The organism is Flavobacterium sp. 1 (genome assembly GCF_002797935.1).
GTDB lineage: Bacteria > Bacteroidota > Bacteroidia > Flavobacteriales > Flavobacteriaceae > Flavobacterium.
This window is the reverse complement of record NZ_PGER01000001.1, coordinates 1-23,939: the sequence shown is the minus strand read 5'-3', so window position 1 is coordinate 23,939 and position 23,939 is coordinate 1. Positions and strand designations below refer to the sequence as shown.

The 23,939-nt window shown below is 32.3% G+C and carries 22 protein-coding genes; 12 read left to right on the top strand and 10 right to left on the bottom strand.

Annotated elements, in window-relative coordinates; translation table 11 throughout:
* Positions 1-333: 333 nt before the first annotated feature.
* The 6 genes from CLU83_RS00110 to mobA form a co-directional block, all read right to left on the bottom strand.
* Positions 334-1,287, bottom strand: a complete 954-nt coding sequence (locus CLU83_RS00110; protein WP_198512334.1) for a transposase — start codon at positions 1,285-1,287, stop codon at positions 334-336.
* A 22-nt stretch (positions 1,288-1,309) separates the two neighbouring features.
* The gene (locus CLU83_RS00105; RefSeq protein ID WP_100429739.1) at positions 1,310-1,657 is read right to left on the bottom strand and encodes a transposase; all 348 of its coding nucleotides are present in this window, start codon (positions 1,655-1,657) and stop codon (positions 1,310-1,312) included.
* A gap of 25 nt (positions 1,658-1,682) precedes the next feature.
* The gene (locus tag CLU83_RS00100; protein WP_100429738.1) at positions 1,683-2,915 is read right to left on the bottom strand and encodes a recombinase family protein; all 1,233 of its coding nucleotides are present in this window, start codon (positions 2,913-2,915) and stop codon (positions 1,683-1,685) included.
* Positions 2,912-3,085, bottom strand: coding sequence for a hypothetical protein (locus tag CLU83_RS21960; protein ID WP_157801954.1), 174 nt, complete (start codon positions 3,083-3,085; stop codon positions 2,912-2,914). The genes CLU83_RS00100 and CLU83_RS21960 overlap by 4 nt, the downstream gene beginning before the upstream one ends.
* Before the next feature lie 448 nt (positions 3,086-3,533).
* Positions 3,534-3,695, bottom strand: coding sequence for a hypothetical protein (locus CLU83_RS00095; RefSeq protein ID WP_198512227.1), 162 nt, complete (start codon positions 3,693-3,695; stop codon positions 3,534-3,536).
* Positions 3,696-3,765: 70 nt separating this feature from the next.
* The gene (gene mobA / locus CLU83_RS00090) at positions 3,766-4,197 is read right to left on the bottom strand and encodes a conjugal transfer protein MobA (RefSeq protein WP_100429737.1); all 432 of its coding nucleotides are present in this window, start codon (positions 4,195-4,197) and stop codon (positions 3,766-3,768) included.
* Positions 4,198-4,425: 228 nt separating this feature from the next.
* On the opposite strand from mobA, the gene CLU83_RS00085 reads away from it, so the two are divergent.
* The 3 genes from CLU83_RS00085 (at position 4,426) to CLU83_RS00075 (ending at position 7,667) form a co-directional block, all read left to right on the top strand.
* On the top strand, positions 4,426-4,743 hold the full coding sequence (locus CLU83_RS00085; RefSeq protein ID WP_100429736.1) for a hypothetical protein: 318 nt from the start codon (positions 4,426-4,428) through the stop codon (positions 4,741-4,743).
* 630 nt (positions 4,744-5,373) lie between these two features.
* Entirely contained in the window at positions 5,374-6,468 is a 1,095-nt protein-coding gene (locus tag CLU83_RS00080; protein WP_100429735.1) for an IS3 family transposase, read from the top strand.
* Positions 6,469-6,509: 41 nt separating this feature from the next.
* Entirely contained in the window at positions 6,510-7,667 is a 1,158-nt protein-coding gene (locus CLU83_RS00075; protein WP_100429734.1) for an IS3 family transposase, read from the top strand.
* 320 nt (positions 7,668-7,987) lie between these two features.
* Here CLU83_RS00075 and CLU83_RS00065 read toward each other — a convergent pair whose 3' ends face one another.
* The 4 genes from CLU83_RS00065 to CLU83_RS00050 all read right to left on the bottom strand — a co-directional run bounded on the left by CLU83_RS00065 (position 7,988) and on the right by CLU83_RS00050 (position 10,505).
* A complete protein-coding gene (locus tag CLU83_RS00065; RefSeq protein WP_100429732.1) occupies positions 7,988-8,329 on the bottom strand; it encodes a hypothetical protein in 342 nt (113 codons plus the stop codon).
* 51 nt (positions 8,330-8,380) lie between these two features.
* Positions 8,381-9,010 carry a hypothetical protein gene (locus CLU83_RS00060; RefSeq protein WP_100429731.1) on the bottom strand — a complete coding sequence of 210 codons (630 nt, stop codon included), beginning with the start codon at positions 9,008-9,010 and terminating at the stop codon, positions 8,381-8,383.
* Between the two features lie 70 nt (positions 9,011-9,080).
* Positions 9,081-9,626, bottom strand: a complete 546-nt coding sequence (locus CLU83_RS00055) for a hypothetical protein (protein ID WP_100429730.1) — start codon at positions 9,624-9,626, stop codon at positions 9,081-9,083.
* A 3-nt stretch (positions 9,627-9,629) separates the two neighbouring features.
* Entirely contained in the window at positions 9,630-10,505 is an 876-nt protein-coding gene (locus CLU83_RS00050) for a hypothetical protein (protein WP_100429729.1), read from the bottom strand.
* A gap of 170 nt (positions 10,506-10,675) precedes the next feature.
* Here CLU83_RS00050 and CLU83_RS00045 point away from each other — a divergent pair, with 170 nt between their 5' ends.
* From CLU83_RS00045 to CLU83_RS00005, 9 genes are all read left to right on the top strand, one after another.
* Complete coding sequence (locus tag CLU83_RS00045) at positions 10,676-11,077, top strand: helix-turn-helix domain-containing protein (protein WP_100429728.1); 402 nt, start codon at positions 10,676-10,678, stop codon at positions 11,075-11,077.
* A gap of 107 nt (positions 11,078-11,184) precedes the next feature.
* Positions 11,185-11,442 (top strand): hypothetical protein, encoded by a 258-nt coding sequence (locus CLU83_RS00040; RefSeq protein WP_100429727.1) that lies wholly within the window; start codon positions 11,185-11,187, stop codon positions 11,440-11,442.
* A gap of 355 nt (positions 11,443-11,797) precedes the next feature.
* Positions 11,798-14,146, top strand: coding sequence for a class I SAM-dependent DNA methyltransferase (locus CLU83_RS00035; protein WP_100433559.1), 2,349 nt, complete (start codon positions 11,798-11,800; stop codon positions 14,144-14,146).
* A gap of 3 nt (positions 14,147-14,149) precedes the next feature.
* Positions 14,150-15,460, top strand: coding sequence for a restriction endonuclease subunit S (locus CLU83_RS00030; RefSeq protein ID WP_198512226.1), 1,311 nt, complete (start codon positions 14,150-14,152; stop codon positions 15,458-15,460).
* Between the two features lie 23 nt (positions 15,461-15,483).
* A complete protein-coding gene (locus tag CLU83_RS00025; protein ID WP_100429726.1) occupies positions 15,484-16,860 on the top strand; it encodes a DUF262 domain-containing protein in 1,377 nt (458 codons plus the stop codon).
* Positions 16,861-16,863: 3 nt separating this feature from the next.
* On the top strand, positions 16,864-18,003 hold the full coding sequence (locus CLU83_RS00020; protein ID WP_100429725.1) for a DUF3696 domain-containing protein: 1,140 nt from the start codon (positions 16,864-16,866) through the stop codon (positions 18,001-18,003).
* Complete coding sequence (locus CLU83_RS00015; protein WP_100429724.1) at positions 17,996-18,814, top strand: hypothetical protein; 819 nt, start codon at positions 17,996-17,998, stop codon at positions 18,812-18,814. The genes CLU83_RS00020 and CLU83_RS00015 overlap by 8 nt, the downstream gene beginning before the upstream one ends.
* Before the next feature lie 11 nt (positions 18,815-18,825).
* Positions 18,826-21,909, top strand: a complete 3,084-nt coding sequence (locus CLU83_RS00010; RefSeq protein ID WP_100429723.1) for a type I restriction endonuclease subunit R — start codon at positions 18,826-18,828, stop codon at positions 21,907-21,909.
* A 156-nt stretch (positions 21,910-22,065) separates the two neighbouring features.
* Complete coding sequence (locus CLU83_RS00005) at positions 22,066-22,863, top strand: DUF5655 domain-containing protein (protein WP_232726917.1); 798 nt, start codon at positions 22,066-22,068, stop codon at positions 22,861-22,863.
* Positions 22,864-23,939: the final 1,076 nt, after the last annotated feature.

Below are 23,939 nucleotides of genomic sequence, written 5' to 3'. Positions count from 1 at the left end.
TTTCTTTATCCCGTTTTTATTTTCAAACAAAGCCCTGTTAATCATATAGATTAGCTCCAAAACTTCATTCACTCGAGCGGTTCGAAACGTATTTTTTACGATAGTGAAATTTTCTGGAAATATCGAACCAATTAGCTCCCTACACCCTATCCACCCCCCGTCTTTATAGCATTGATTCAATTCAAGAAGCCTTAAAACCCCTTTACTAAGTAGATCCTTTACATCATGACTACTCTCACTTATATTTGATAGCTTTTGTTCAAGTTTAATGGTTTCATTTTTGTAATTCGAATTCATTTCACTGTAATCCGGATCAGGAGCAAAAGTTGGGGATTATGCAAAAAGATTGGATAATCTGAATAAGAAGAAATCTATATTTCTCACTCCTCTAAACTGACTTCTAAAAGCTTTTATTTTTGCATTGAAAGATTCGGCAGAAGCATTTGTGCTTCTATTGTCAAAATAGTTTAAAATTGACTGGTAGTTAAAAGTTATAGTATTGAGCAGAATATTAAAGTTTTTAAAGCCTGATTCCTCTACATTTCTATACCAATGCGCCAGTTTGGTCATGGCAATGTGTTTGTCATTGTTGTTATTGTAAATCCCTCGAAGTTGTTGATTTAGATTATATGCTGTCTTTATATCGGGGTATAATTCAAATAACATTTGAGCCCTTTCTTTTTGATTTTCAGTCCATTTTTCGCGAGATTTATAGAGTAGATACCTGCTTCTGGCCAAAAGTTGTTTTAGAGAATCTCCATTAGGCAAGAGCTCTGGGATATATGTTTTATTCTCTCTTTTTGCCTGCAATATCAATTGATTCTCAAAATCCATAGCTTCCCATCGATGCTTGATTCTAATCTCTTGTAAAGCTTCCAATGCTAATTTTTGAACATGAAACCTATCGGTCACTTGTATTGCTTTTGGAAAGCATCTCTTAGAGATTAGTTTCATGGAATTAGCCATGTCAAGTGTTATCTCTTTGACACAGCTCCTCTTCTTATAATCAATCTTACTGATGTGTTCTATAACCTGATCAGCCTTGGTTCCAGCAACAATAGCAACTAATGAACCTTTTTTGCCTTTGAATTTCTTGTTGGTTACAATAGTATAAAGTTCACCCTGAGATAAAGCTACTTCGTCAATTGATAAATGAGTACCTATATTTTCAGGATAAACAATCCATTGATGTGCATGTTCTCGTGGATCCCAAGTATTAAAGGAACTCAAGTGCTTTTTGTATTGTCTTTGGAGCTTCTTTCCGTTTACTCCGAAAAAACCTCCAATGGTATGACAATCGGTAGCGCTGTTATCTATTAATTTCTTTTAAAAAAGCCGCAAACTCTTGAGTCATGCGGGTTCCTTTGGCAACTAAATTCCAATCTCTTTTAATAATTTCTCCTGTGGTTTTATTAGTCCAGCGACGTCTTTTGATATGCAAATACACAAACTTACCTCTTAGAGGAAAATCCTGAATAGTGATCTCATCCAAAAAGCCCTTTGATACCAGTTCAAATGTATTAAACTCTTGTGGAGGCTTAATTTTTTCCTCAAAATACAAGTGTAATATTTCTTCTGTATTAGTAGTAGAAACCACTTCAAAGTGGTCTACTAAAAAATCAGGCAGCATCAATTTTAAAAGGTCAATAGGAGTCATCTCAAATTATAAGATTACAAAGTTCTTATTTTATTTTAACATTTCCTCCCAAGGTTTTGTTCTTGATCCTGTAATCCGATACATCAATTTGTTGTTTTGACAATAAATCTCTGATGTATGCAATTCTCTTTTTATAGTCATTAATTTCTTCAACTAGCTTTATTTTATAATCAATATTCACTTTATCGCTCTCTTTATAAGCCTCAATAATTAAATTTTTGTAGACATTTCCTATTTCAGCTATCGGTATATACATTTTGAGATTATCCATAAAAACAGTGTTTGCACTATCTGCATTAATCCTAAATCTGCATCCAGCAGAACAATGATAGTAAGCATAATAATTATTTCTTCCCTTAGAAATACTTCCAGTTAGTATTTTATTACATTCAGGGCACATAAAAAATCCTCTCAAAGGAAAAGGTTCTTTCGTTACAATTTTTGGGCGAAAGTTTCTTCCTCTGCCATCTAATACCTCTTGCACTTCATTAAAAAGAGTTTCCGTAATCAAAGCCTTATGCTGTCCTGTAACATATTTTGCTTCTTCATCCTTATATTTAGGCACCGTGATTTTTCCACAGTAGACAGGATTTCTAATTAATCTCCAAAAATTATTTCTTGAACATTTTAATCCTTTCTTCTTTGCTTTAAAAAATATTTGTTCTGTATTAAATACACCTTTTGCAAGCTCTACAAACGCCCATTTAATAATAGAAGCTTCCGGCTCATCAAAGGCAATGTATTTTGCGCCATCCTCACGAATTCTGTTAATATATCCTGCTGGAGCTAAACCCATGTAACGACCTTCTTTTCTCGCTCTTCTCATTCCATGAAAAGTATTTAAAGCTCGTCTGTCATTCTCCACTTCTGGAGCGGCTAAATAAAAGGCCAGCATCATCTTATTTTCAGGAATTGATAAATCTAAAGGCTGTTCTATTCCTTGAGGTTCAACACCAAGTTTTCTAAGTATATTTATCATTTGATATGCATCGCCAGCGTTTCTGCTAAATCGATCCCATTTCGTGAACAGAACTAAATCAGTTTTGTTTTTATTTTTTCTTAACTTTTCCAGTAGTTTATTCCATTGTGGTCTAATAAATGTTTTAGCGGAATGATCCTCATAAATCACATCCCTTATCGTGATGTCATTGATTTGGCAATATTTTCTTAAAACCTCTTCTTGATTTCTTTGAGAATATCCTCTGTCTGCTTGTTCGTCGGTACTCACCCGTACATATAAATCTGCTATTTTTTTCATTGTTTTGTTTTTAAATAATTAGATACTGTAATACCTGCAAGCTTTCGTAAAAACGCCAAAATCAGTTTCGCCTGTTCAAGGGTAACATCCATCCCTTCTTCTTTTAGCATTTTCAATACCTGCTCGGGACTCATCTTTCCTTTTCCATTATCATCATCATCACTTCTCATTTGACTTTCTCCGTTAGTAACCCAAAGACCGCTATGACGGTCTTTGATAATTTTACATTCATTTCACTTCTATTTAATATAGAAAGTAACAAATATAAAAATGCGTCTTTGAAGTCATTGCAGTGTCATCACTGTCGGCACTCTTTGTCTTTTGATGTCATAATGTTCAAGACAATTTATTTTTTAGAGCTGAGTAAACCCCAGGAATTTTGAAGTTCTATTAATGAATGAACCAAACAGTAGGCTTTCATAATTGCGAAAAATCATAGGATGGAGATCTTATTGGATTAATTAAAGAGGTGCTGTGAAACATAATTGCGGAATTGCATTTTTTATAACAAGCAATTAAAAAAAACACAATAATGTATCCTATCAATTCTTTATGTATGGTACATTGAAAATCATGTTTCATACATTTGATGTAAATCAGACGTGCTCAAAAAGAGAATTAAAGCTTTGGTTTCTTGCGTTTCCCCTTTCGTTTCATTTGATTGGCAAAATTAGTTTCCTGAAAATCTTCTCCCTGCGTTTCGGGTAATAAGCTTCCAAATGCTTCGACAATATTGTTTTCCTGCCCGCTGTGAAACGTATTTTCCTTCCTAAAAGACAACTTTATAATGGTTTTAATTAAGCGCACCGATTAAATTTTTGCCTCCTGTCAATTATGGCTACCATTAAATCTATTTTTTAAGGTAGTTTGTCTCGAATTGCTCTGTGAGCTGTATTATCTTTTTGGATAGAACCGCTAATTCGATTGTCTGCTTTTCCAATTTGTATAGATATGCCAAAGCTTTCTTTTCGGAAAAATTACGGTGCAAAATCTTGACAACCTGATTGTAATTTACCCCAACAGCCCTAAACTGGCTGTAAAAAGAGGTAAGGCGCATATAATAATCCATTGTCGCTTTATCAATCTTAACTGTTTTGATCCCTTTTTGAAAAACACACGCTGTAATAAAGTGCGCCATTACATGCATTCCTGATGTTTCAAAAAGAGTCAGGAAACGGGCATTTTCTTCTGCTGTAAGACTGATGGAATAGCGATGTAATGCTGGATCTATTTTGGAAGGTCTCCCTCCTTTATGAGGGTTCTTTTTTTCTTCATTTTCCATGACTTCTTATTTCAATTAATTAAAAACCAATATAATTTATAGTCAGCATTGGTGACCTAATGTGGAAGTACTTGGAAGTAATAGGAAGCATTTGGCTTATTTGTTCCTAACACAGTCTTAATTTAATATTTTTCCGAGCCAAAAAATCAAATTCCTCCACCCAATAAAAGATGCGGATTTAGGAGATAGAAATTTGAATAAGAAGCATAAAAATCGTATTTTTACTATATGGTAGTAGTTAAAAAAAATAACAGAGTTCCTAATTTGGATCGGGTCTTTTTTTGGGATTTCGATATAGATGCTATGGACTTTGAGAAAGCCTACAAAACTATTATTGCCCGTATCATAGAGCGCGGAGGGCAGGATGAAATAGATGAAATCGTGCTTTTTTATGGACATGAAAAAGTCATCAAAACTATTCGTGACGAAATCTATTTCCTTCCCAATTATGCCATTGACCGTGCTTTAAAATTCTTTCCCGAACTTGAAAAAGAAGAAATGTACTGCTACCTCAACCGCAAGGACAAACCTTATCACTGGATATAGTCCTGCTTCTGAATTCATTTAAACACGAGATTCATTTTTATTTGTATTATTATCCAAAGAAATAATAAAAAGAAAACCAAGGTAGGACGTGATGGATCAGCCTGTCCAAAAGACTACGGCATAATGATTTGCTCGTGCCTCACAAACCACCCTTCGGGACTTATTCCGTTTCCTTTTGGCCTGTCTGCATCCCGTCCTGTAAAATTGCTTTCTTTTTCTTTTTTCGGTTTTTCTGTTTTCTTTTAAAAAATATTTTTCTTGTCCTCATTGATAAAGATTTCATTATGTCCCTGAATGTAGGACTGCGTAAGCACATACAGACCTACAGGTAGGCGTAAAAACCTGCATACATGCACACTTAAATACATGATTATCTGATTACATTAATACATGATTGAATACATACATGATTGAATACATGCATGATTGAATGCTGGAATTACTGAGGACTTGTCTGCTTGCGTACATAAATGAAGATATATAAGTTTACTTATGATCAATATATCTTGCACGTAGTGTGGCAGTTATACAAAAACAGCTGACTGATCAGGCTTTACTTTGTAGGAGTTTATAAATCTATGTGATTTATATTTTTTTAAATTCACATACACAGAACCTTAACTTTAAGAAATGGAGAAGCGTAAAATTTACGATCGTACTTTCAAAGAAAAAGCAATCCAATTGGGTTCTGAAAAAGGTGTGAGAAAAGCTTCAAGAGAACTTGGTATAGCCCCTTCACTTATATCTACATGGCGACAGGAGCTTCTTAAATATGGCACAGCTAGTTTTTGCGGAATTGGAAAGTCGAGATTAACCCCCGAAGAAAAAATATTTTCCAAACAAAAAATAAAACTTAAAAGAGAGCTTAAACAATCAGAACTTAAGATTGAAATTTTTAAAAATGGGTATAAATATATTGCTCAAGGGAAACTAATGACTTATCATTTTATTGAAAATAATGTAGACAAATATACACTTGGAAAAATATGCAAAGTTTTTGGAATGGATAGAAACGGATATATTAAATGGAAAAAGCAAGCAATTTCCCCAACACAGCGTCGAATAAATTTATTAAAAGAAGAAATAACTTCTATATTCTTTGAATATAAAGAAATATATGGTAATGCAAGAATTGCTGCAGAATTACAAAGTCGAGGCTTTACGATAAAACAACGACAAGTTGCTAAGCATATGAAAGAACTAGGTCTCGTTAGCAAGATAAGAAGAAATTATAAAATCAAAACTGTTTCACGTTTTAATCGTTGTGGTTTTCCTAATATTTTAAATCAACAATTTACGGTTCAAGAACCTTCTGAAGCTTGGGTCTCAGGGATAACTCGCATCCAAACGACTAAAGGACTTTTATTTTTAACTATTATTATGGATTTATTTGATAGAAAAATTATTGGGTGGAGCCTGAGCAATGGATTAACCGTTAAAGAGACTACAATACCAGCTTGGGAAATGGCTGTTCAAAAGCGTAAAATAAAAACGGGTTTAATATTTCATTCTGATAGAGGAATTCAATATGCCAACAAGATGTTTGCCCTTAAATTAGACTCTTATAAGTTTATTATACGAAGTATGAATCGAATAGGAAATCATTCTGACAATTCTATCTGTGAAAGCTTTTTTACTTCCCTTAGATCTGAACTAGTCGATTTAAATATGCTTATATCTAAAAAAAAAATGAAAGAAAAAATATTTGAATACCTGAAAATGTAAATTAAAAAGAAATTCTACTATAAATTATCAAACTTCAGACTATGAAAAAATACGAACGTACTTTCAAAGAAAATGCAGTTAAATTAAGTTATGAGCGAGACAAGGGGAAAATTGCAAGTTTTGCAAGAGAGTTAGGAATAGCTCCAGATTACTTGTACAAATGGCGACAAGACTTTGAAAAATTTGGAACAGGAAGTTTTTGTGGAAGTGGTCATCCAAAATTGACTCCCGAACAAGCCGTCATTACCGAGCTTGAAAGAAAAATTAAAGATGCAAAAATTACGCTGAAAATTTTAAAAAAAGGAACAAAATATGTTTCACAAGGAAAAATAATGACTAAACGATTCATTGAAAACAATAAATCTGAATTTTCAATTGCAAAAATGTTAGCTGTATTAGAAGTGTCGGAGACCACATATTATAGAAGAAAAAAACAAGAGCTTACAGATACAGAGTCTCGAGTAATTTTATTAAAACAGGAGATTATATCATTATTTTATGAATTTAAGCAAAGATATGGATGTGCCAAAATTACTAAAGAACTTCAAAGCAGAGGATTTAAAATAAAAAACTCGTCAGTGAAATTTTATATGAGAATGTTGGGTTTACGTAGTAAAGTTAGGAGAAATTATAAGGTAACAACTGACTCACATCATAATCACTATGTAGTTCCAAATGTTTTAAATAGACAATTTACAGCTATTGAGCCTGCTAAAGCTTGGGTTTCAGATATAACATATATACAAACAACCAAAGGCTTTTTATATCTTACCATTGTTATGGATTTATTTGATAGGAAAATAATAGGATGGAGTTTAAGTACAAAAATGAGTACTAAAGCAACAACCTTGCCCGCTTGGGAAATGGCAGTAAATAGCAGGGGAATCACTAAAGATTTAATCTTCCATTCTGATAGAGGTGTTCAATATGCTAATAAAATTTTCACTAATACATTAGACTCTTATAAGTGTGTTAGACGCAGTATGAGCGGTAAACAAAATCATACTGACAATGCCGTTTCCGAAAGCTTTTTCAGCTCTTTTAAAAAAGAATTAATTGATCGAAACAAACTTCTGCCGAGAAAACAGATGAGAGCCGAAGTATACGAATACATTGAAAATTGGTATAATAAAAAAAGAAGGCATTCATTTTTAGGCTATAGGTCAATTGAAGAATTTGATGTGATTAATTTACTATAATAATCATTAATAAATCCCTTCCTGGTTTTGTTGTTTTTAATTTTATATTGAAAAAGTTATAGGACGAATTAATGAGAAGTTCTAAAACTCTAATAAATAAAAAAAATCCGCTATTTCAGGTGGATTTTTCATTTGCCAAAAAAAAGGGCATCAAGCCCTTTCAATTAAATCTATCTCTAAAAATGGTTTCGCAGGAAACCAGCAAGTTGTGTTTTGAGATGCTTGAAATGAATTCAGCATCTCAAAACAACTTGCCCCTGCAGGGGGCTGGAAAACGCCTCCAAAGTCGGCGTTTTATTAAAATTACAATTGGAAACAAGTTAATTGGAATCACTCTTATTTTTTTCATTTAAATGTTTTACGTAAAGCATATCCAGCAATTCTGCCTCTTCCAATGGAATCAGCATTTCTATTATTCTTAAAAGACTTCCAACATATCTTTCAGTATTTTTTGTATTCTCAATACTGACTTCAATTCCGTCTAAAGCAAATTTTGCTGTTTTAAGCAAATCCATTATCATACAAAATAGGTCTCTATATCCTTCTACGCTAATTTCAATAACGTGTATGTCATTTCTTGTTTCTAATGCTGGCTTGAGCAATACAAAATAATGCTCTGGGTTCTCTATGAACTCATTTAATTTGATTTTATCTTTTTCCATAATCTTTATTTTAAATCGATTAATTATTTAAATAGTGGACTTTTTGGAGTTTCACCATGTTGTGTTTTTGAAGTTTTTATCAGGACTATTGAAATAAGTATAAACCGATTCTAAAAATAGCCTCACTAACGCAAACCATGTCATCAGGTCAATATGTTCATGCAATTCAGGATCGCTTTCCAGTTCTATTGCGCTTTCTGAATCAAAATTTAAGTTTTGTATTCTCTGCTGAAACTTTTGGTAGTAGTCTGTTCCAACCAGCGATATAACAACATAGAGCAGTTCATGCACGAACTCGGAGCAGGTAATCGACTTTAAAATATACCTGAGACTATCAAAACGCTTATCATTTGGATTTGGATTTTCTTTTAGTTCATAACAAAAATGTATCAGCAATTGCAGGCACGACAGCAGTCCTGCTGTCTTGACGTCCTGTGTCTCCGAATCAATGATTTCAAGATCACCTGAAAGCAATTCTTCCAAATCGTATTCCTGCAGGAGGTCGGGATATCTGTCAAGTAGCAAATCGAGTATGGGATTTTTCAATTTATCGAGAAGTTCTGAAATCCCGTTTTCGAGATTCTTTTTTGAATTCTGCAGAAGCATATGCAAAGCTGTCTTTGCTTGTTCTACTGATTTTACAAGTATTTTTTCTTTCTTAAAATTTTTATTGTTTTTCATATCTAAAAAATTGTCGTTATTACAGTTGAGAATGTGCAGATACTATAGTCCGCTACTGGATATGTTATCTTTAAGACTGTACATTATTTTTGATCTTTTCAATCCCTCTTTCACGCATAAGCTGGCTTGCATCCAGCATTTTGATTAAATAGATGTAGGGTGTGATCAAGTCATAATCAAATTCTTCGGTGCATCGAGACAGTGACAGGTGTATAACTTCAAATAGGAAAAATTCGAATTCATCGATGGTTTTCTCTGCAAATGCTCTTTGAAATACAAGGAAAGGATTCTCATATTCTTCCATTGTCAAGGAAGCCAGATGAAGTTTTGACTTACAGTCCGATGAGTTTTTCAATTTCCATTTTTTGTTTTTGTACTGCAAAAGAAAACAGACTTTAAGAAAAGAGCGCAGAGCAGTATAGAAAACAATGACCTGTCCGGGATAATCTTTTTTATATACTTTCTTTTTATGGACATATAAAAATGCTTCGCACAGTATCTCTTTATAGCAATCAAGATGGGCAAAATCAAAAAAAGCCTCCAGCACTTGAGAAGAACTTTTAATCTCATGACCTGCCCAAAAAATAGATTCAAAGGATATTCTATTCTTTTCCATAATTTATACAGGTTCTTTATCGGTTTTCTCGGGTTCATTTTGAACTTCATTTTGTCGGTTTATTTCATTTTGTATCAAAATTTCCGCTTGATTTTTAAATTTTTTGCATCTTTCTTCCACTACCTGATAATATAAATAATCAACATCGTTAGCCTTACTAAAGCGTAACGTGTTGGGTTGTTGCCTAAGAAGTTTAAATATGGATTTGTCTTCCTGAGTTTGTCGGGGGAAAAAGTCTGTAGTTATGGTAGTAAAGTATTCGCAGAGATTAAATAAGTACTCTAATGCAAAATGATTAGGAGTGTAGCCTATAAAGGCACGGATCAAAGACAAACAGATTTGCTCCACTATTTGATGAAGAGCGGACATTTTCACTTCATCCGAACTAGAAGCATCATCATCATTATAGACCCAGCCCCAGATTGTAGCAATATTATTCTTCCTCCATGCTATATAATGCGATGTGGATTTTAAATTTCTTTTTGGAGTTTCGCTAATATTTAAATAAGGAGGCTTGTTAATATCTTGAAATAACAGCTCACCTTCCTGCATGATCTGCCAAAAGAAAAACTGCTGGTCTTGGCAGAGGTCTTTAAGACTCTGTACGTGGTGTATAAGAACAGTAGCAGTAAAAGAGCCCTGAGTCTTTGCTTTTATCTTATCACTTATATTACTGCCCGCATTTTCTTTGGTTTCATGTACAAAAACTAAGAGGTATAAATGACTATGTTCCTTTTGCAGTTCTTTATCAGGATAAATTTTCCTGCTCGAACTATAAGCTGTTTCCTGCCTGCCAAAACAATAAATGGCAGATGTTTTAATGTGGCTTGTAATTACTTCCTTCAACTCTTTTTGCTGTGAGAATTCAATTGCATTCATAATTTTAAATTTTTAATTAATAATTATCCGAAAAATTGTATTTTTGTTTATTACATGCAAGTAAATCAGATTGAGTACTGTACCGAATCATTTTGGTCTGTATCCTACAGGACTGAATATGTTTTTTACGGATTGCTTATTTTTTTATTCCTAATTATTATCTTTGAACTATGAGCACATTGACAAAACCAAATCATATAGGGCGAAAAATTAGCCGTATTCGTGAACTTCGAGACATGAAACAAGAAGCATTGGCGCAGGCTTTGGGGACTAACCAACAGGCGATATCTGCTATGGAGAATAGCGAAACGATAGATGAAGAAAAACTTGTAGAAGTTGCAAAAGCTCTTGGTGTAACACCTGAAGCGATTAAAAATTTTTCAGAGGATGCCATACTAAATATAATTAATAATACATTTAATACCAATGATAATGGCATAGCAATTTTAAAGACTGAAAGTTATCATCCTAATTTCAATCCATTAGACAAAGTTGTAGAACTTTACGAACGATTAGTTCAAGCTGAAAAAGATAAAGTCGAATATTTGGAAAAATTACTAAAAGGGAAATAACCTTTATAGATGGCAAATTAATTCCAAAAATGAGACTCTAGACAGGGTCTCTTTTTTGTTTCAGAATATTTTTATTTCATGGTGCAACTATAATAAAACCCAACAAAATGGACAAGATTATTAAACTCCGTGTGAGAAAGGAAATTGGCAACGGTGACGAACTTAAAGTATTGAAATTAAAAGGCGCATTAATTGCTAAGAAGTACACTGAAATCATTCACATTGCTGATGAAAATGAAGACTTTTATCTTAACTCATTTTCTACTGCCCCTGAGAATAAAAAAGAAGCAGAACATTTTGTTTTGAATTATATTTCAAATCATAATCTCACCGATACTATTACTCTCGTTAGCACAAAGAATTAAATAGTTTTTGGTTGCCGTGACTCCCCCAAGATATACACAAAAATCTTCCCAAAGAAGGTCAGAATTTCGTGGGCTTTAAAAGTATAATTTTTGAAAAAGTACGCTTCTTTTTTCTGTAATTTATTCATTTGATTTTAAAAAACTTATACTTTCAAAAGACATTGAAAATAATTTCTTGAGCTTTTTGAAAAGTTTAAATAATTCTCCAGCCAAAAGAGAAAATAAGCTTTAGTATGGACATATGCAACTGCGTGAATTGGGTGGTCAATATCAGTGGAATTTGCATTCAAATTAAACTTGTTAAACTCATTTAATTTTGATACGTTTGGTTGATTACGAAATACTAAAATTAAAAATGAATACAGCCGTACACAATAAATTAGTTTCTTTTATATGGTCAATAGCAGATGATTGTTTGCGAGATGTTTACGTTCGAGGAAAATACCGTGATGTAATATTGCCTATGGTTGTTTTACGTAGATTGGATGCTTTGCTTGAGCCAACAAAAGATGCAGTAATGGAAGAATTGACTTTTCAACGTGATGAAGCTGGCTTTACGGAATGGGATGAAAATGGATTGAGAGAAGCTTCTGGCTATGTATTCTACAATGTAAGCGAATGGACGTTACAACGTTTGCACGATACTGCTACCAACAGCCAACAATTATTACAAGCTAATTTTGAAGATTACCTTAATGGTTTTAGTGGCAACGTAAAAGAAATCATTGAAAAATTCAAACTCAAAAGCCAAATCCGACACATGGCTACCAAGGATGTTTTACTTGACGTGTTGGAAAAATTTACTTCTCCCGATATCAATCTTACGCCTTTTGAGAAAAATGATAGCAATGGTCGTAAATTACATGCTCTTTCCAACTTGGGAATGGGATATGTTTTCGAAGAGTTAATCCGAAAATTCAATGAAGATAACAACGAGGAAGCCGGAGAGCACTTTACGCCTCGTGAAGTTATTGACCTAATGACCCATATTATTTTTGATCCAATCAAGAACAATCTTCCTCCCGTCATGACGATTTATGATCCGGCATGTGGTAGTGGTGGTATGCTTACCGAAGCTCAAAATTTCATTAAAGATGAAGAAGGAGAAATACGTGCGGTAAACTCCGATGTGTATTTGTACGGTAAGGAAATCAACGATGAAACCTATGCGATTTGCAAATCGGATATGATGATTAAAGGGAATAATCCCGAGAATATCCGTGTAGGTTCTACCTTGTCTACTGATGAATTTAGGGGAACTACTTTCGATTTTATGTTGTCCAATCCGCCCTATGGGAAATCATGGGCAAGTGAACAAAAATACATTAAGGACGGAAAAGATGTAATTGATTCCCGTTTTCAAATTCGTCTGAAAAACTATGGGGGTGTTGAAGAAGATGCCGATGCTATTCCGCGTTCTTCAGATGGGCAGTTGTTATTCCTGATGGAAATGGTCAGTAAAATGAAACCGCTTTCACAAAGTCCAGCAGGAACTCGAATTGCCTCTGTACATAACGGAAGTAGCTTATTTACCGGAGATGCCGGTGGTGGCGAAAGCAACATCCGCCGTTATATTATTGAGAACGACTGGTTGGAAGCCATTGTACAAATGCCCAACAACTTGTTTTACAATACCGGTATTACCACTTATGTTTGGATATTGAGCAACAACAAAACAGCCAACAGAAAAGGCAAAGTGCAACTGATTGATGCTGGACAACTCTATCGCAAACTGCGCAAGAATTTAGGAAACAAAAACTGTGAATTTGCACCTGAGCACATTACAGAAATAGTAAAGACCTATACCGATTTAAAACCAATTGAACGAAGTACAGACGACGGTATTGCCTCAAAAGTATTTGATAACAGCGATTTTGGTTATCACAAAGTGACTATCGAAAGACCAAAACGTTTAAAAGCACAATTCACCAAAGAAAGGATTGAAGAATTACGCTATGATAAGTCGCTAAAAGAAGCCATGGCTTATGCTTATGAAACGTATGGTGCAGAGGTTTATACCGATATTGAAAAACATAAAAAAGAGCTAATACATTGGGCAGAAAAACAGGAACTAAATTTAAACAGTAAACAAGAAACAGCACTGACCAGTAAAACGCTTTGGGAAAAGCAAAAATCCTTATTGGACAATGGTTCGCAATTACTACAAAAAATAGGAACAAAAGAATTTACTGATTTCAACAAATTTCGCACGCAGGTTGACGAGGCAATCAAATCTGAAAAAATGAAACTTTCTGCTTCAGAGAAAAATATGATACTCAATGCTGTAAGTTACTATGATGCCGAAGCCGAAAAAGTGGTAAAAAGCATTGTAAAGTTAACCGGAGATAAATTAGAAAAAGTCTTGACACATTTGAATTGTAAAGAAAAAGAATTGCCTGATTATGGCTATTTCCCAACACCCAAAAAAGGGGAATACCTAACTTATGAAACGGAAAGCGATTTACGTGATACCGAAAACATACCGCTCAAAGAAGACATTCATGGTTACTTTTTACGGGAAGTAAAACCTCACGTAGAAGAAGCTTGGATTAACCTTGATGCTACCAAAATTGGTTATGAAATAAGTTTTAATAAATATTTTTACAAACACAAACCTTTGCGTGATATTGCAGAAGTTACAAAAGACATTGTTGATTTAGAAAAACTAAGTGATGGTTTAATTGCCGAAATTTTAAACTTGTAAATGATGAAAAAATACGACAAGTATAAAAATAGCGGTGTTGAATGGTTAAGTGATATTCCAGAACATTGGGAAGTACTGCCTGGTCTAAGCTTTATCTATGAAAATAAAGACAGAAACAAGGGAATGGTTAGAAATACTGTTCTGTCGTTGAGTTATGGAAATATTAGAGTTAAACGAGAAAATGAATTAACTGGTCTTGTACCTGAATCTTTTGAAACGTATCAGTTTGTTAATAAAGGTGACTTAATTTTCAGACCAACTGATTTGCAAAATGACACTGTAAGTTTAAGAAGTTCCATTTCTGAATATGAAGGAATTATAACTAATGCTTATTTAAATTTAAGATTTAGATCAAAAGCTAATTCTAAGTTTTATCACTATTTTTTTCGATCAATCGATAATAATAAAATCATATACGGTTTAGGTTCTGGACTACGTCAAAACATTAGTTATCTTGATTTTAGAAGATTTCAATTTCCTTTTCCTCCAATAGAAGAACAAACCGCAATAGCCAATTTCCTTGACGATAAAACCGCCAAGATAGACCAAGCCATTACCATCAAGCAAAAACAAATAGAACTGCTGAAAGAACGTCGTCAAATTCTGATTCATAAAACGGTTACAAGAGGTTTAATTCCAAATATAAAACTAAAAGAAAGTGGTGTAGAATGGATTGGGGAGATTCCGAAGCATTGGGAAATTAAAAGATTTAGAAACACTTTCAAACTTGGCAAAGGATTAACTATAACAAAGGAAAATTTAACTGACGAAGGGATATTCTGTGTTAATTATGGAGAAATACATTCAAAATTTGGTTTTGAAGTAAATCCAGAAATCCATAAACTGAAATGTGTTCATCCAGATTACTTAATAAATAATTCAAGTTCATTAATAAATGAAGATGATTTTGTATTTGCAGACACATCCGAAGATTTACAAGGATCTGGAAATTTTACATATTTAAATAGTAAAGAGCAAGTATTTGCGGGCTATCATACAGTGATTGCAAGACCAAGTGATAATATAATTTCTAGATTTATTGCTTATGAATTTGACTCACTTGTTTTTAGAAGTCAAATACAAGCAAAAGTAAAGGGAGTAAAAGTTTACAGTATAACTCAATCTATTTTAAAAGAATTATCAGTTTTAGTTCCACCAAAAAAAGAACAATTAGAAATAGTAAATCATTTAGATAATTCTACAAAAAAAATTGACACAGCCATTTCCCTAAAAAAGCAAGAGATTGAGAAGTTGAAGGAGTATAAAATGAGTTTGATAGATGCGGTTGTTACTGGGAAGGTAAAAGTATTTTAAGTAAATTTGAAAAAAATAAAATTATGCTAATAGAAATTCAAACATCTAATAATGAAAATATTCTTCTAAGTCCTATAAGAAAGAATAGTGATGAAGGGTCTAATAACATTTTTGAACTTATTGATGAACAAAATAAAAAATGGTTAGAAATTAAGCTTGAAAATAATTCATTTTATATTTTAAATAAAGATGAAGAAATTACTGAAGATGAAGATTTATTAAAAATCAAATTAGATAAACTAGTATTAGAGGTAATAGAAGCTGAACAATCTGGAACAGAAAATAATGAAACCGCCCCTAATGAAGAAATACAGCCTTTTAATCCTGAAGATATAAAAGTACATTCTAAACAGTTTAGTTTAAGACTTATATCTGATATGATTGACGATAAGGACATTGATTTAGCTCCTGATTTTCAAAGACATTTTGTTTGGAATAATTTTCAAAAATCTAGATTAATTGAATCTATTCTTTTAAGAATTCCATTACCAATGTTTTATTTTTCAGAAGATGAAGAAGGAAGAATTACTATAGTAGATGGTTTGCAAAGATTAACAACTATTAAGGAATTTATGGAAAATAAATTTCCATTAAAAAATCTTGAGTATTTAACTGAAACTTGTGAAGGCAGATATTATTCCGATGCTGGAAGAAAAGTAGGTTTGGATTCAAAATATTCTAGATGGTTTAATCAAACACAATTTTCAGTGAATGTAATTGATCCATCATCGCCTCCAAAAGTTAAATATGATATTTTCAGAAGAATTAATACAGGTGGTAAACCTTTAAACAATCAAGAAATAAGAAATTGTTTAGCTAGTACAAGTTTAAGGGATACACTAAATGCAATGGTAAATTTGTTGGAATTTAAAACAGCAACAGATTATAGTATTAAAGAAACTAGAATGGATGACCAAGAAATTGCGTTAAGGTTTATCATGTTTCATCGTTATATTGAAAAAGATGGTTTTATCAATGAATATAATGGTTATATGGATACAGCATTAGACGATTTAACAGATGAATTATCAAAATTAAAAGCAGAAAATTTAGAAAGATATATTGCTCTTTTTTCAAATGCAATGAAAAATGCCGAATACTTATTTGGAAAAAAATATGCATTTAGAAAAATAAGACCTAATGACTTACAACCATATGCAAGTAAGCAATTAATAAATAAAGCGCTTTTTGTCAGTTGGTCAGTAATGTTAGCAAATTATGATCATGAAATGATAAAAGCAAATAATCCCGAAACGGCATTGTTAATTCCTCTTTCAGAAACTATTCAGGAAGACTGGGAACTATTAAGTTATTTATCATATGGAACAAATGGAAAAAACAATTTATTATATGTTTTTGGAGCTGTAGAAAATTTAATTCAAAATATTTTAACCGTTTAAGTTATGGAATATCTAAAAATTGAAAATTTTAAATGTTTTTATGAAGTTGACATACCAATAAATGGTCTTACAATTTTTGCTGGAGCAAATGGAAATGGAAAAAGTACAGCAATACAATCATTATTATTCTTAAGAAGAACAATTGAACATTGTGCAATATGGGAAAATAATATGTACAATTTTAAAAAACCGAATGGACTTAATGTAGAACTAAATGGATCATATTGTTTGTCATTGGGCAATAGTAGTTTTGTTTTACCTAAGGATTCGTCAAAAAATGAAGCTATTAGTTTAGGTTTATTTAATGAAGATGAAGAATTTAATGTTACATATGAAATTGGTGATGATAATTTAGGATTAACACCTACAAGTGTTATTAATGAAATAAATAAATTAGATTCACTTTTTAAACAAGAAATTTATTATTTAAATGCTGAAAGAATTGGTCCAAGAATAAAACAAGAAATTCGTTTTTTTGACTATCCCACAACAGGTTATCAAGGAGAATTTGTGGCTCAATTAATTGGTGATACAGATTTTAATTATAAGTTTAAAGTTGAAGATGAAAGAATAAATATTAAATTAAAAAACCCAAGACTTGAGCAACAAGTGAATGCTTGGTTAGACTACATAATGCCTGGCGTTTCTGTTTATGCTACATGTGATAAAGAAACTTTATCTGCTCAGGTAAAAATAAATAATACTTATACTAAAGGTGAGCATATAATTGCTCCTAATATTGGTTTTGGAATAAGTTATATTTTACCAATAATAGTTACTGGTTTAATTGCTAAAAAAAAATCATTTATGATAGTGGAAAATCCAGAAGCACATTTGCATCCTTCTGCACAATCTAAAATAGGTAGATTTTTAGCAATGGTAGCCAAATCTGGAGTTAAGGTAATAGTAGAAACTCATAGTGACCACTTTATAAATGGTATTCAAATTGCATGTTCATTAAATGAAATTGACTCTGATATTGTTACAATCAATCATTTTAGCTATGATGAAAATTCTATACAACCAAATATAGACTCTTTATCAATCAATAAAAAAGGAGAACTATCCAATTGGCCAAAAGGATTCTTTGACCAAACTCAAATTGATTTTGCAGAACTTTTTGATATTAGAAAATATGAATAATTTTTTTTTATTAAATGAAGCAATTAAAGATGTAACGATCGAAGAATTTGAATTGGGAATCGAAAAATTAAATAAGATTCAATTAGCAAGTAAAAAAGATGCAGATAATTTATTGATTCATGAAGATTTCTGGCAGTTTAAAACTGATATTGGCTCTATGTATAATTTTACATATAGTTTAGTTTCTAATGAATTGCAGATATTAATTCCTAAATTATTCGGTTCTTTTACAGCTACCCAAGAATATTTTTCAAATGAACTAGATTTTGATAATAAATTTCCAAATGCATGTAATGGATTCCTAGGAATAAATTTTTCAAATCTAGGAATTTCTGAAATTAAACAAATTACAGACGAAGAGCTTTTTAAAATATTTAAAGAAACATGTAATGCAAATTTAGAATTTACAAGTATTAAAGGATTTTGGGAAATCAAAGAAAACATTTTTACCAAATTAGTCTTTTGTGATAATGTTTTAGAACAAATCAGTCATTTTTCTGTTAATGATGATAGATTTAAATTAATATTTGAAAAGCTTAAAATTCTAAATAATTTTACTAAAAACTGGAAAACTGGAAATTTTGAGTATAAAAATCTAGGGCTAGATAACAGTCCAGATACACCTACTAGGATTAGAAATACAGAAAGCTTAAGAACTTTTACCTGTGCTGATATTGGGCCAAAAATTTTTTCTCTTCATATAAAATGGTCTTTTGGTAGAGAGGCATTTAGGCTATATTATTATCCCGACAATGTCAATAAAAAAGTACATATAGGTTATATAGGGCCAAAAGACGATATTGGTTTTTAAAAATAAAAATTATGCCAAGCCAAACCAACGAACAAGCACTAGAGTCTGCGATAGAAAAAAAACTTACTGGTTCTTGTCTTGAAGATCTAAAGCAAGAAGGTCATATCCAAGAACGACAAGAATTGTATCGTTCAGGAAATGGCTATTATATTGGTTATGCAAATGATTTCAATGCCAAATATTCCATCGATGAAGTTCGTTTTTGGCACTTTCTGGAAAACACCCAAAAGGATGAATTAACCAAAATCCAAAAACAAAACGATTGGAAGTTAAAGATACTGGATCGTTTGGATAGAATGATTAAGAAATATGGCGTACTTCGTTTGTTGCGTAAAGGTTTGGAAGTGGATGATGCACATTTTACATTGTTTTATGTGTTGCCTTTGGCAAGCAGTAGCCAATCAGTAAAAGACAATTTTGATAAAAACGAATTTAGCGTAACAAGACAAATCAGATACTCGTTAACCAATGCACGAGAAGAAATAGACATGGTAATGTTTATCAATGGTCTGCCTTTCTCAACTATGGAACTCAAAAACCATTGGACTGGACAAAATGCTAAAGTACACGGACAAAATCAATACAAATTCAAAAGAGATATAACGCAACCATTGTTAAACTTTGGCCGTTGCGTGGTTCACTTTGCGGTGGACACCGACGAAGTGTATATGACAACAAAATTAGATGGAAGTAATACATTTTTTCTGCCTTTTAACTTAGGTCACAATCATGGCAAAGGGAATCCGCCTAATCCATTTGGCCACAAAACTTCTTATTTGTGGGATGAAGTATTAACCCGTGAGAGCGTGGCGAATATCATTCAGCATTTTGTTCGTTTTGACGGTTCGGAAAAAGACGGATTAAGCAAACGAAATTTATTCTTCCCTCGATACCATCAAATGAATGTGGTTCGAAAAATAATCGCTGACGCAAGTATAAAAGGTGTCGGGCAGAACTATTTAATACAGCATTCAGCTGGTTCTGGAAAATCAAATTCAATTACCTGGGTGGCATATCAATTGATTGAAACCTATCCTGAAAGCGATACGATTCCTGGAAGTAAAGGCATTTCAAATCCTTTATTTGATTCGGTAATTGTGGTTACAGACAGACGATTACTGGATAAGCAATTGAGAGAAAACATCAAAGAATTCTCAGAAGTAAAAAACATTGTAGCTCCTGCCTATTCTTCCAAAGAACTGAAAGACAGTTTGGAAAGCGGTAAACGTATTATCATTACAACCATTCAAAAATTTCCTTTTATTATTGATGGAATTGCCGATTTGAGTGACAAACGTTTTGCAGTCATTATCGATGAAGCTCACAGTAGTCAAAGTGGTTCGGCCTCTGACAATATGAACAGAGCCATGGGAAAAGTGAATATTGATACCGAGGAAGATATTGACCCACAAGATAAAATTTTAGAAGCGATGCGTTCCAGAAAGATGCGTGGCAATGCTTCTTATTTGGCTTTTACGGCTACACCAAAAAATAATACACTGGAAAAGTTTGGTGTTCCGCAGGAAGATGGTTCTTTTAAGCCTTTTCATTTGTATTCCATGAAGCAAGCTATTGAAGAAGGTTTTATTTTGGATGTACTGGCAAATTATACCACTTATAAGAGTTACTACGAAATAGAAAAGTCCATAGAAGACAATCCCTTATTTGATACGACAAAAGCTCAGAAAAAATTAAGAGCTTATGTAGAACGTGATAAACAAACGATAGCTACCAAAGCCGAAATTATGTTTGACCATTTCATTAGCAACATTGTCAATAAAAAGAAGCTGAAAAGTAAAGCCAAAGCCATGGTGGTTACACAAAGTATCGAATCGGCTATCAAATATTACTTTGCGCTTAAAAACATATTGAAAGACAAGGGGAATCCGTTTCAGATTGCCATAGCTTTTTCGGGTAAAAAAACTATTGATGGCATCGAATATACAGAAGATAGTTTAAATGATTTTCCTGCCCATTTAGATACGGCAAAACCATCAGATCCAGGTTATATAAGCGATAAGATAGCAAGATATTTTAATATGGATGAGTATAAAATTCTTGTGGTGGCTAATAAATATTTGACAGGTTTTGATCAGCCTAAGTTAACAGCCATGTATGTTGACAAAAAACTGCAAGGTGTTTTGGCTGTTCAGGCATTATCACGATTGAACAGATCCGCCGACAAATTGGGTAAAAAAACAGAAGATTTGTTTGTTTTGGATTTCTTTAATTCTGTAGACGAAATTAAGGAATCGTTTGATCCATTTTATACTGCCACTTCTTTAAACAGTGCCACAGATGTAAATGTACTGCATGAAATTAAGGGAGTATTGGATGAAGTTGGGGTTTACGAATGGTATGAAGTGGAAGATTTTGTAACGAAATATTTCAATAAAGTAGACGCTCAGGAATTGAGTACAATAATCGATATTGCTTCTGATAGGTTTAATTTTCAACTGGAATTAGAAGACAGCGAAAAAGCCGATTTTAAAATCAAGGCCAAACAATTTGTGAAAATTTATGGTCAAATGGCCTCTATTCTTCCTTATGAAGTTTTGAATTGGGAGAAATTATTTTGGTTCTTAAAGTTTTTAATTCCAAAATTGATTGTTACTGATGCATCTGTTGATGCTTTAGACGAGTTGTTAAATTCCGTTGATTTATCCACTTATGGATTGGAACGAGTTAAACTAAATGAGTCCATAGTTTTAGATGCAAACGAAACGGAACTCGACCCACAAAATCCAAATCCGAGAGGGGCTCATGGTGATGGTGAAGAAATTGATCCATTAGATTTAATTATCAATAGTTTTAATGAAAGATGGTTTCAAGGTTGGGAAGCTACACCCGAAGACCAAAGAATAAAATTTGTAACTCTGGGAAAATACATTCAGGCACATCCAGATTATCAAACAAAAGTTGCTGATAATAGTGATGTAACGAACAGAGATTTAGCCTTTCGAAAAATTCTTGATGAAGTAATGTCAAAACAAAGAAAAACCGAATTGGACTTGTACCGTTTATATGCAAAGGATGATGCTTTTCATCAAGCATTTTTGGATACCATGAAACGAATGGTTGGCGCTAATTTGTAATATGTCAAATTCGCTTCTTAAACAGCAATATTTTTAATAACAAATTATGAATTTATATCAATCCAAAAACACAAGTACTTTATAGCTATTAAAGAAAAACCTTTTAAACTGGAGCGTGAAATACAACCCCTTTTTGAAAGGAACCTTTCTGAATTGATGGGCTTAGAAATGGTCAATTCAGAGTTTGTAATAAAAGGGAAACGTATTGATACTTTGGGCTATGACCCACAATCCAAAGCATTTGTCATTATTGAGTATAAAAGAGATAAAAACGTAAGTGTAGTGGATCAGGGTTTTACTTATTTAAGTTTAATGCTGGAAAATAAAGCAGATTTCGTCTTAACTTATAATGAAACTTTAAAAAAATCGATTCATAGTTCTTCGGTAGATTGGTCACAAACCAGAGTTCTTTTTGTATCTCCAAGTTTTACCGAAAACCAACGGTTGGCGACGAACTTCAAAGATATTGCCATTGAATTATGGGAAGTTAAACGCTATGAAAATGATTTAATTAGTATCAACCCGATCAAGAAAACGAAATCAGCAGAGAGTATTAAACCATTAACAAACCAAAATAGTTTAATAAAATCAGTTACTGATGAAATCAAAGTATATACCGAAGAAGATCATTTAAATGGTTCTTCAGAGGAAATTATAGAATTATATGAATCGTTCAAAAATGCCATTTTAAACCTTACAGATGATATTGAGATAACGCCTAAAAAACTTTATATAGCATTCAAAAAGAATAAAAACATTGCCGATATTGTAATCCTAAAAAAAGGAATTAAAATCTTTATCAATCTAAAAAAAGGCAAATTAGACGATCCGAAAAGGCTAATGAAAGATGTTTCGGAAACAGGCCATTGGGGCAATGGGGATTATGAAACTATTGCAACCAACACCACAAATATTGAGTATATTATGAGTCTGATTAAACAAGCAATTCTATAAATATTGATCACCTGCCTCCTAAGCTGGCAGTCGAAGGTTCAAATGTGTAGTGGTTACAAACTAGGTTACTCTCAACAATGTGAAACTGTATTCAGTCCGTTTAAAATTATGTTGTCACTAATAGATCCATTACCATAGATCTTTCATATACTCATTTACTACGACAAAAAATTATTGATGGAAATTTTATTTTAGTATATTTATAACATGAACCTCGAAAGCATCATAGCAATAATCGCTTCCTTAGTTGCAATTTATTCGTTTGTAAAAAACGACACCCCGCTATTTTCTCTTTTAAAAAAAACTTTTTTGACACAAATTTACCCCAAAAACTTCCCAATAAAAATGTTTTGTACTGAGAATTAAAGTAATAAAAAAAAGGCTTGAATCCTTCTGGAAATCAAACCTCTAATTTTTTTTAAAAATTACTTCTACAAAATATTATTTTTTTCGATTCTTTAGTTTCGTAGAAAAGAGCTTAAACTTCTTCTTTTAATCTTTTTCCCTTCCGGATTCAATCTCTTCGATAGTCCAACATTTGTTCACAAAACAAAGTTATAGCAAATTCAACACTCGTGTATTTAAATCTTTAATATATTTAATTATTCCTTAACCAATTAAACAAGTCCGTTTTGCACCTAAAATATTGTACCAAGATAATCTTTATCTTTACAATATTCAAGTGTTACTTTACGGTCATAAACATAATTGCAGAAACTTCAAATCACTTTGGTGCTTTCGTCAAGAGTGTCAATTTACTTTACAATCTACATACTTGTAATATATCATATTTGCAGATTGAAAAAAAATATCTTTGCCCGCCAATCAAAACTATGATCTTTTTTGTAACCAGTAATTATTTAAATCACAACTCAATTTTGCGATCCAATTTTTTCAAATTATTTTAGAAGAAATTAAAATTTCACTTATAAAAATAACTTAATCACTAAACAATAATAAATGAGCTGGTATTTATACCTGAAATTTAATTTATTATGAAAAATAGTATGTTTTTTTCATTCAAAAATTAAGATTTTAATTTATTATATGTTAATTTGTGTAAAATATTATATTTA

Excerpts from the sequence above, each read along its gene's own strand:
- CLU83_RS00105 (WP_100429739.1), bottom strand. The coding sequence starts at position 1,657 with ATGACTCCTATTGACCTTTTAAAATTGATGCTGCCTGATTTTTTAGTA.
- CLU83_RS00100 (WP_100429738.1), bottom strand. The coding sequence starts at position 2,915 with ATGAAAAAAATAGCAGATTTATATGTACGGGTGAGTACCGACGAACAA.
- CLU83_RS21960 (WP_157801954.1), bottom strand. The coding sequence starts at position 3,085 with ATGAGAAGTGATGATGATGATAATGGAAAAGGAAAGATGAGTCCCGAG.
- mobA (WP_100429737.1), bottom strand. The coding sequence starts at position 4,197 with ATGGAAAATGAAGAAAAAAAGAACCCTCATAAAGGAGGGAGACCTTCC.
- CLU83_RS00085 (WP_100429736.1), top strand. The coding sequence starts at position 4,426 with ATGGTAGTAGTTAAAAAAAATAACAGAGTTCCTAATTTGGATCGGGTC.
- CLU83_RS00080 (WP_100429735.1), top strand. The coding sequence starts at position 5,374 with ATGGAGAAGCGTAAAATTTACGATCGTACTTTCAAAGAAAAAGCAATC.
- CLU83_RS00075 (WP_100429734.1), top strand. The coding sequence starts at position 6,510 with ATGAAAAAATACGAACGTACTTTCAAAGAAAATGCAGTTAAATTAAGT.
- CLU83_RS00065 (WP_100429732.1), bottom strand. The coding sequence starts at position 8,329 with ATGGAAAAAGATAAAATCAAATTAAATGAGTTCATAGAGAACCCAGAG.
- CLU83_RS00060 (WP_100429731.1), bottom strand. The coding sequence starts at position 9,010 with ATGAAAAACAATAAAAATTTTAAGAAAGAAAAAATACTTGTAAAATCA.
- CLU83_RS00055 (WP_100429730.1), bottom strand. The coding sequence starts at position 9,626 with ATGGAAAAGAATAGAATATCCTTTGAATCTATTTTTTGGGCAGGTCAT.
- CLU83_RS00050 (WP_100429729.1), bottom strand. The coding sequence starts at position 10,505 with ATGAATGCAATTGAATTCTCACAGCAAAAAGAGTTGAAGGAAGTAATT.
- CLU83_RS00045 (WP_100429728.1), top strand. The coding sequence starts at position 10,676 with ATGAGCACATTGACAAAACCAAATCATATAGGGCGAAAAATTAGCCGT.
- CLU83_RS00040 (WP_100429727.1), top strand. The coding sequence starts at position 11,185 with ATGGACAAGATTATTAAACTCCGTGTGAGAAAGGAAATTGGCAACGGT.
- CLU83_RS00035 (WP_100433559.1), top strand. The coding sequence starts at position 11,798 with ATGAATACAGCCGTACACAATAAATTAGTTTCTTTTATATGGTCAATA.
- CLU83_RS00030 (WP_198512226.1), top strand. The coding sequence starts at position 14,150 with ATGAAAAAATACGACAAGTATAAAAATAGCGGTGTTGAATGGTTAAGT.
- CLU83_RS00025 (WP_100429726.1), top strand. The coding sequence starts at position 15,484 with ATGCTAATAGAAATTCAAACATCTAATAATGAAAATATTCTTCTAAGT.
- CLU83_RS00020 (WP_100429725.1), top strand. The coding sequence starts at position 16,864 with ATGGAATATCTAAAAATTGAAAATTTTAAATGTTTTTATGAAGTTGAC.
- CLU83_RS00015 (WP_100429724.1), top strand. The coding sequence starts at position 17,996 with ATGAATAATTTTTTTTTATTAAATGAAGCAATTAAAGATGTAACGATC.
- CLU83_RS00010 (WP_100429723.1), top strand. The coding sequence starts at position 18,826 with ATGCCAAGCCAAACCAACGAACAAGCACTAGAGTCTGCGATAGAAAAA.
- CLU83_RS00005 (WP_232726917.1), top strand. The coding sequence starts at position 22,066 with ATGGGCTTAGAAATGGTCAATTCAGAGTTTGTAATAAAAGGGAAACGT.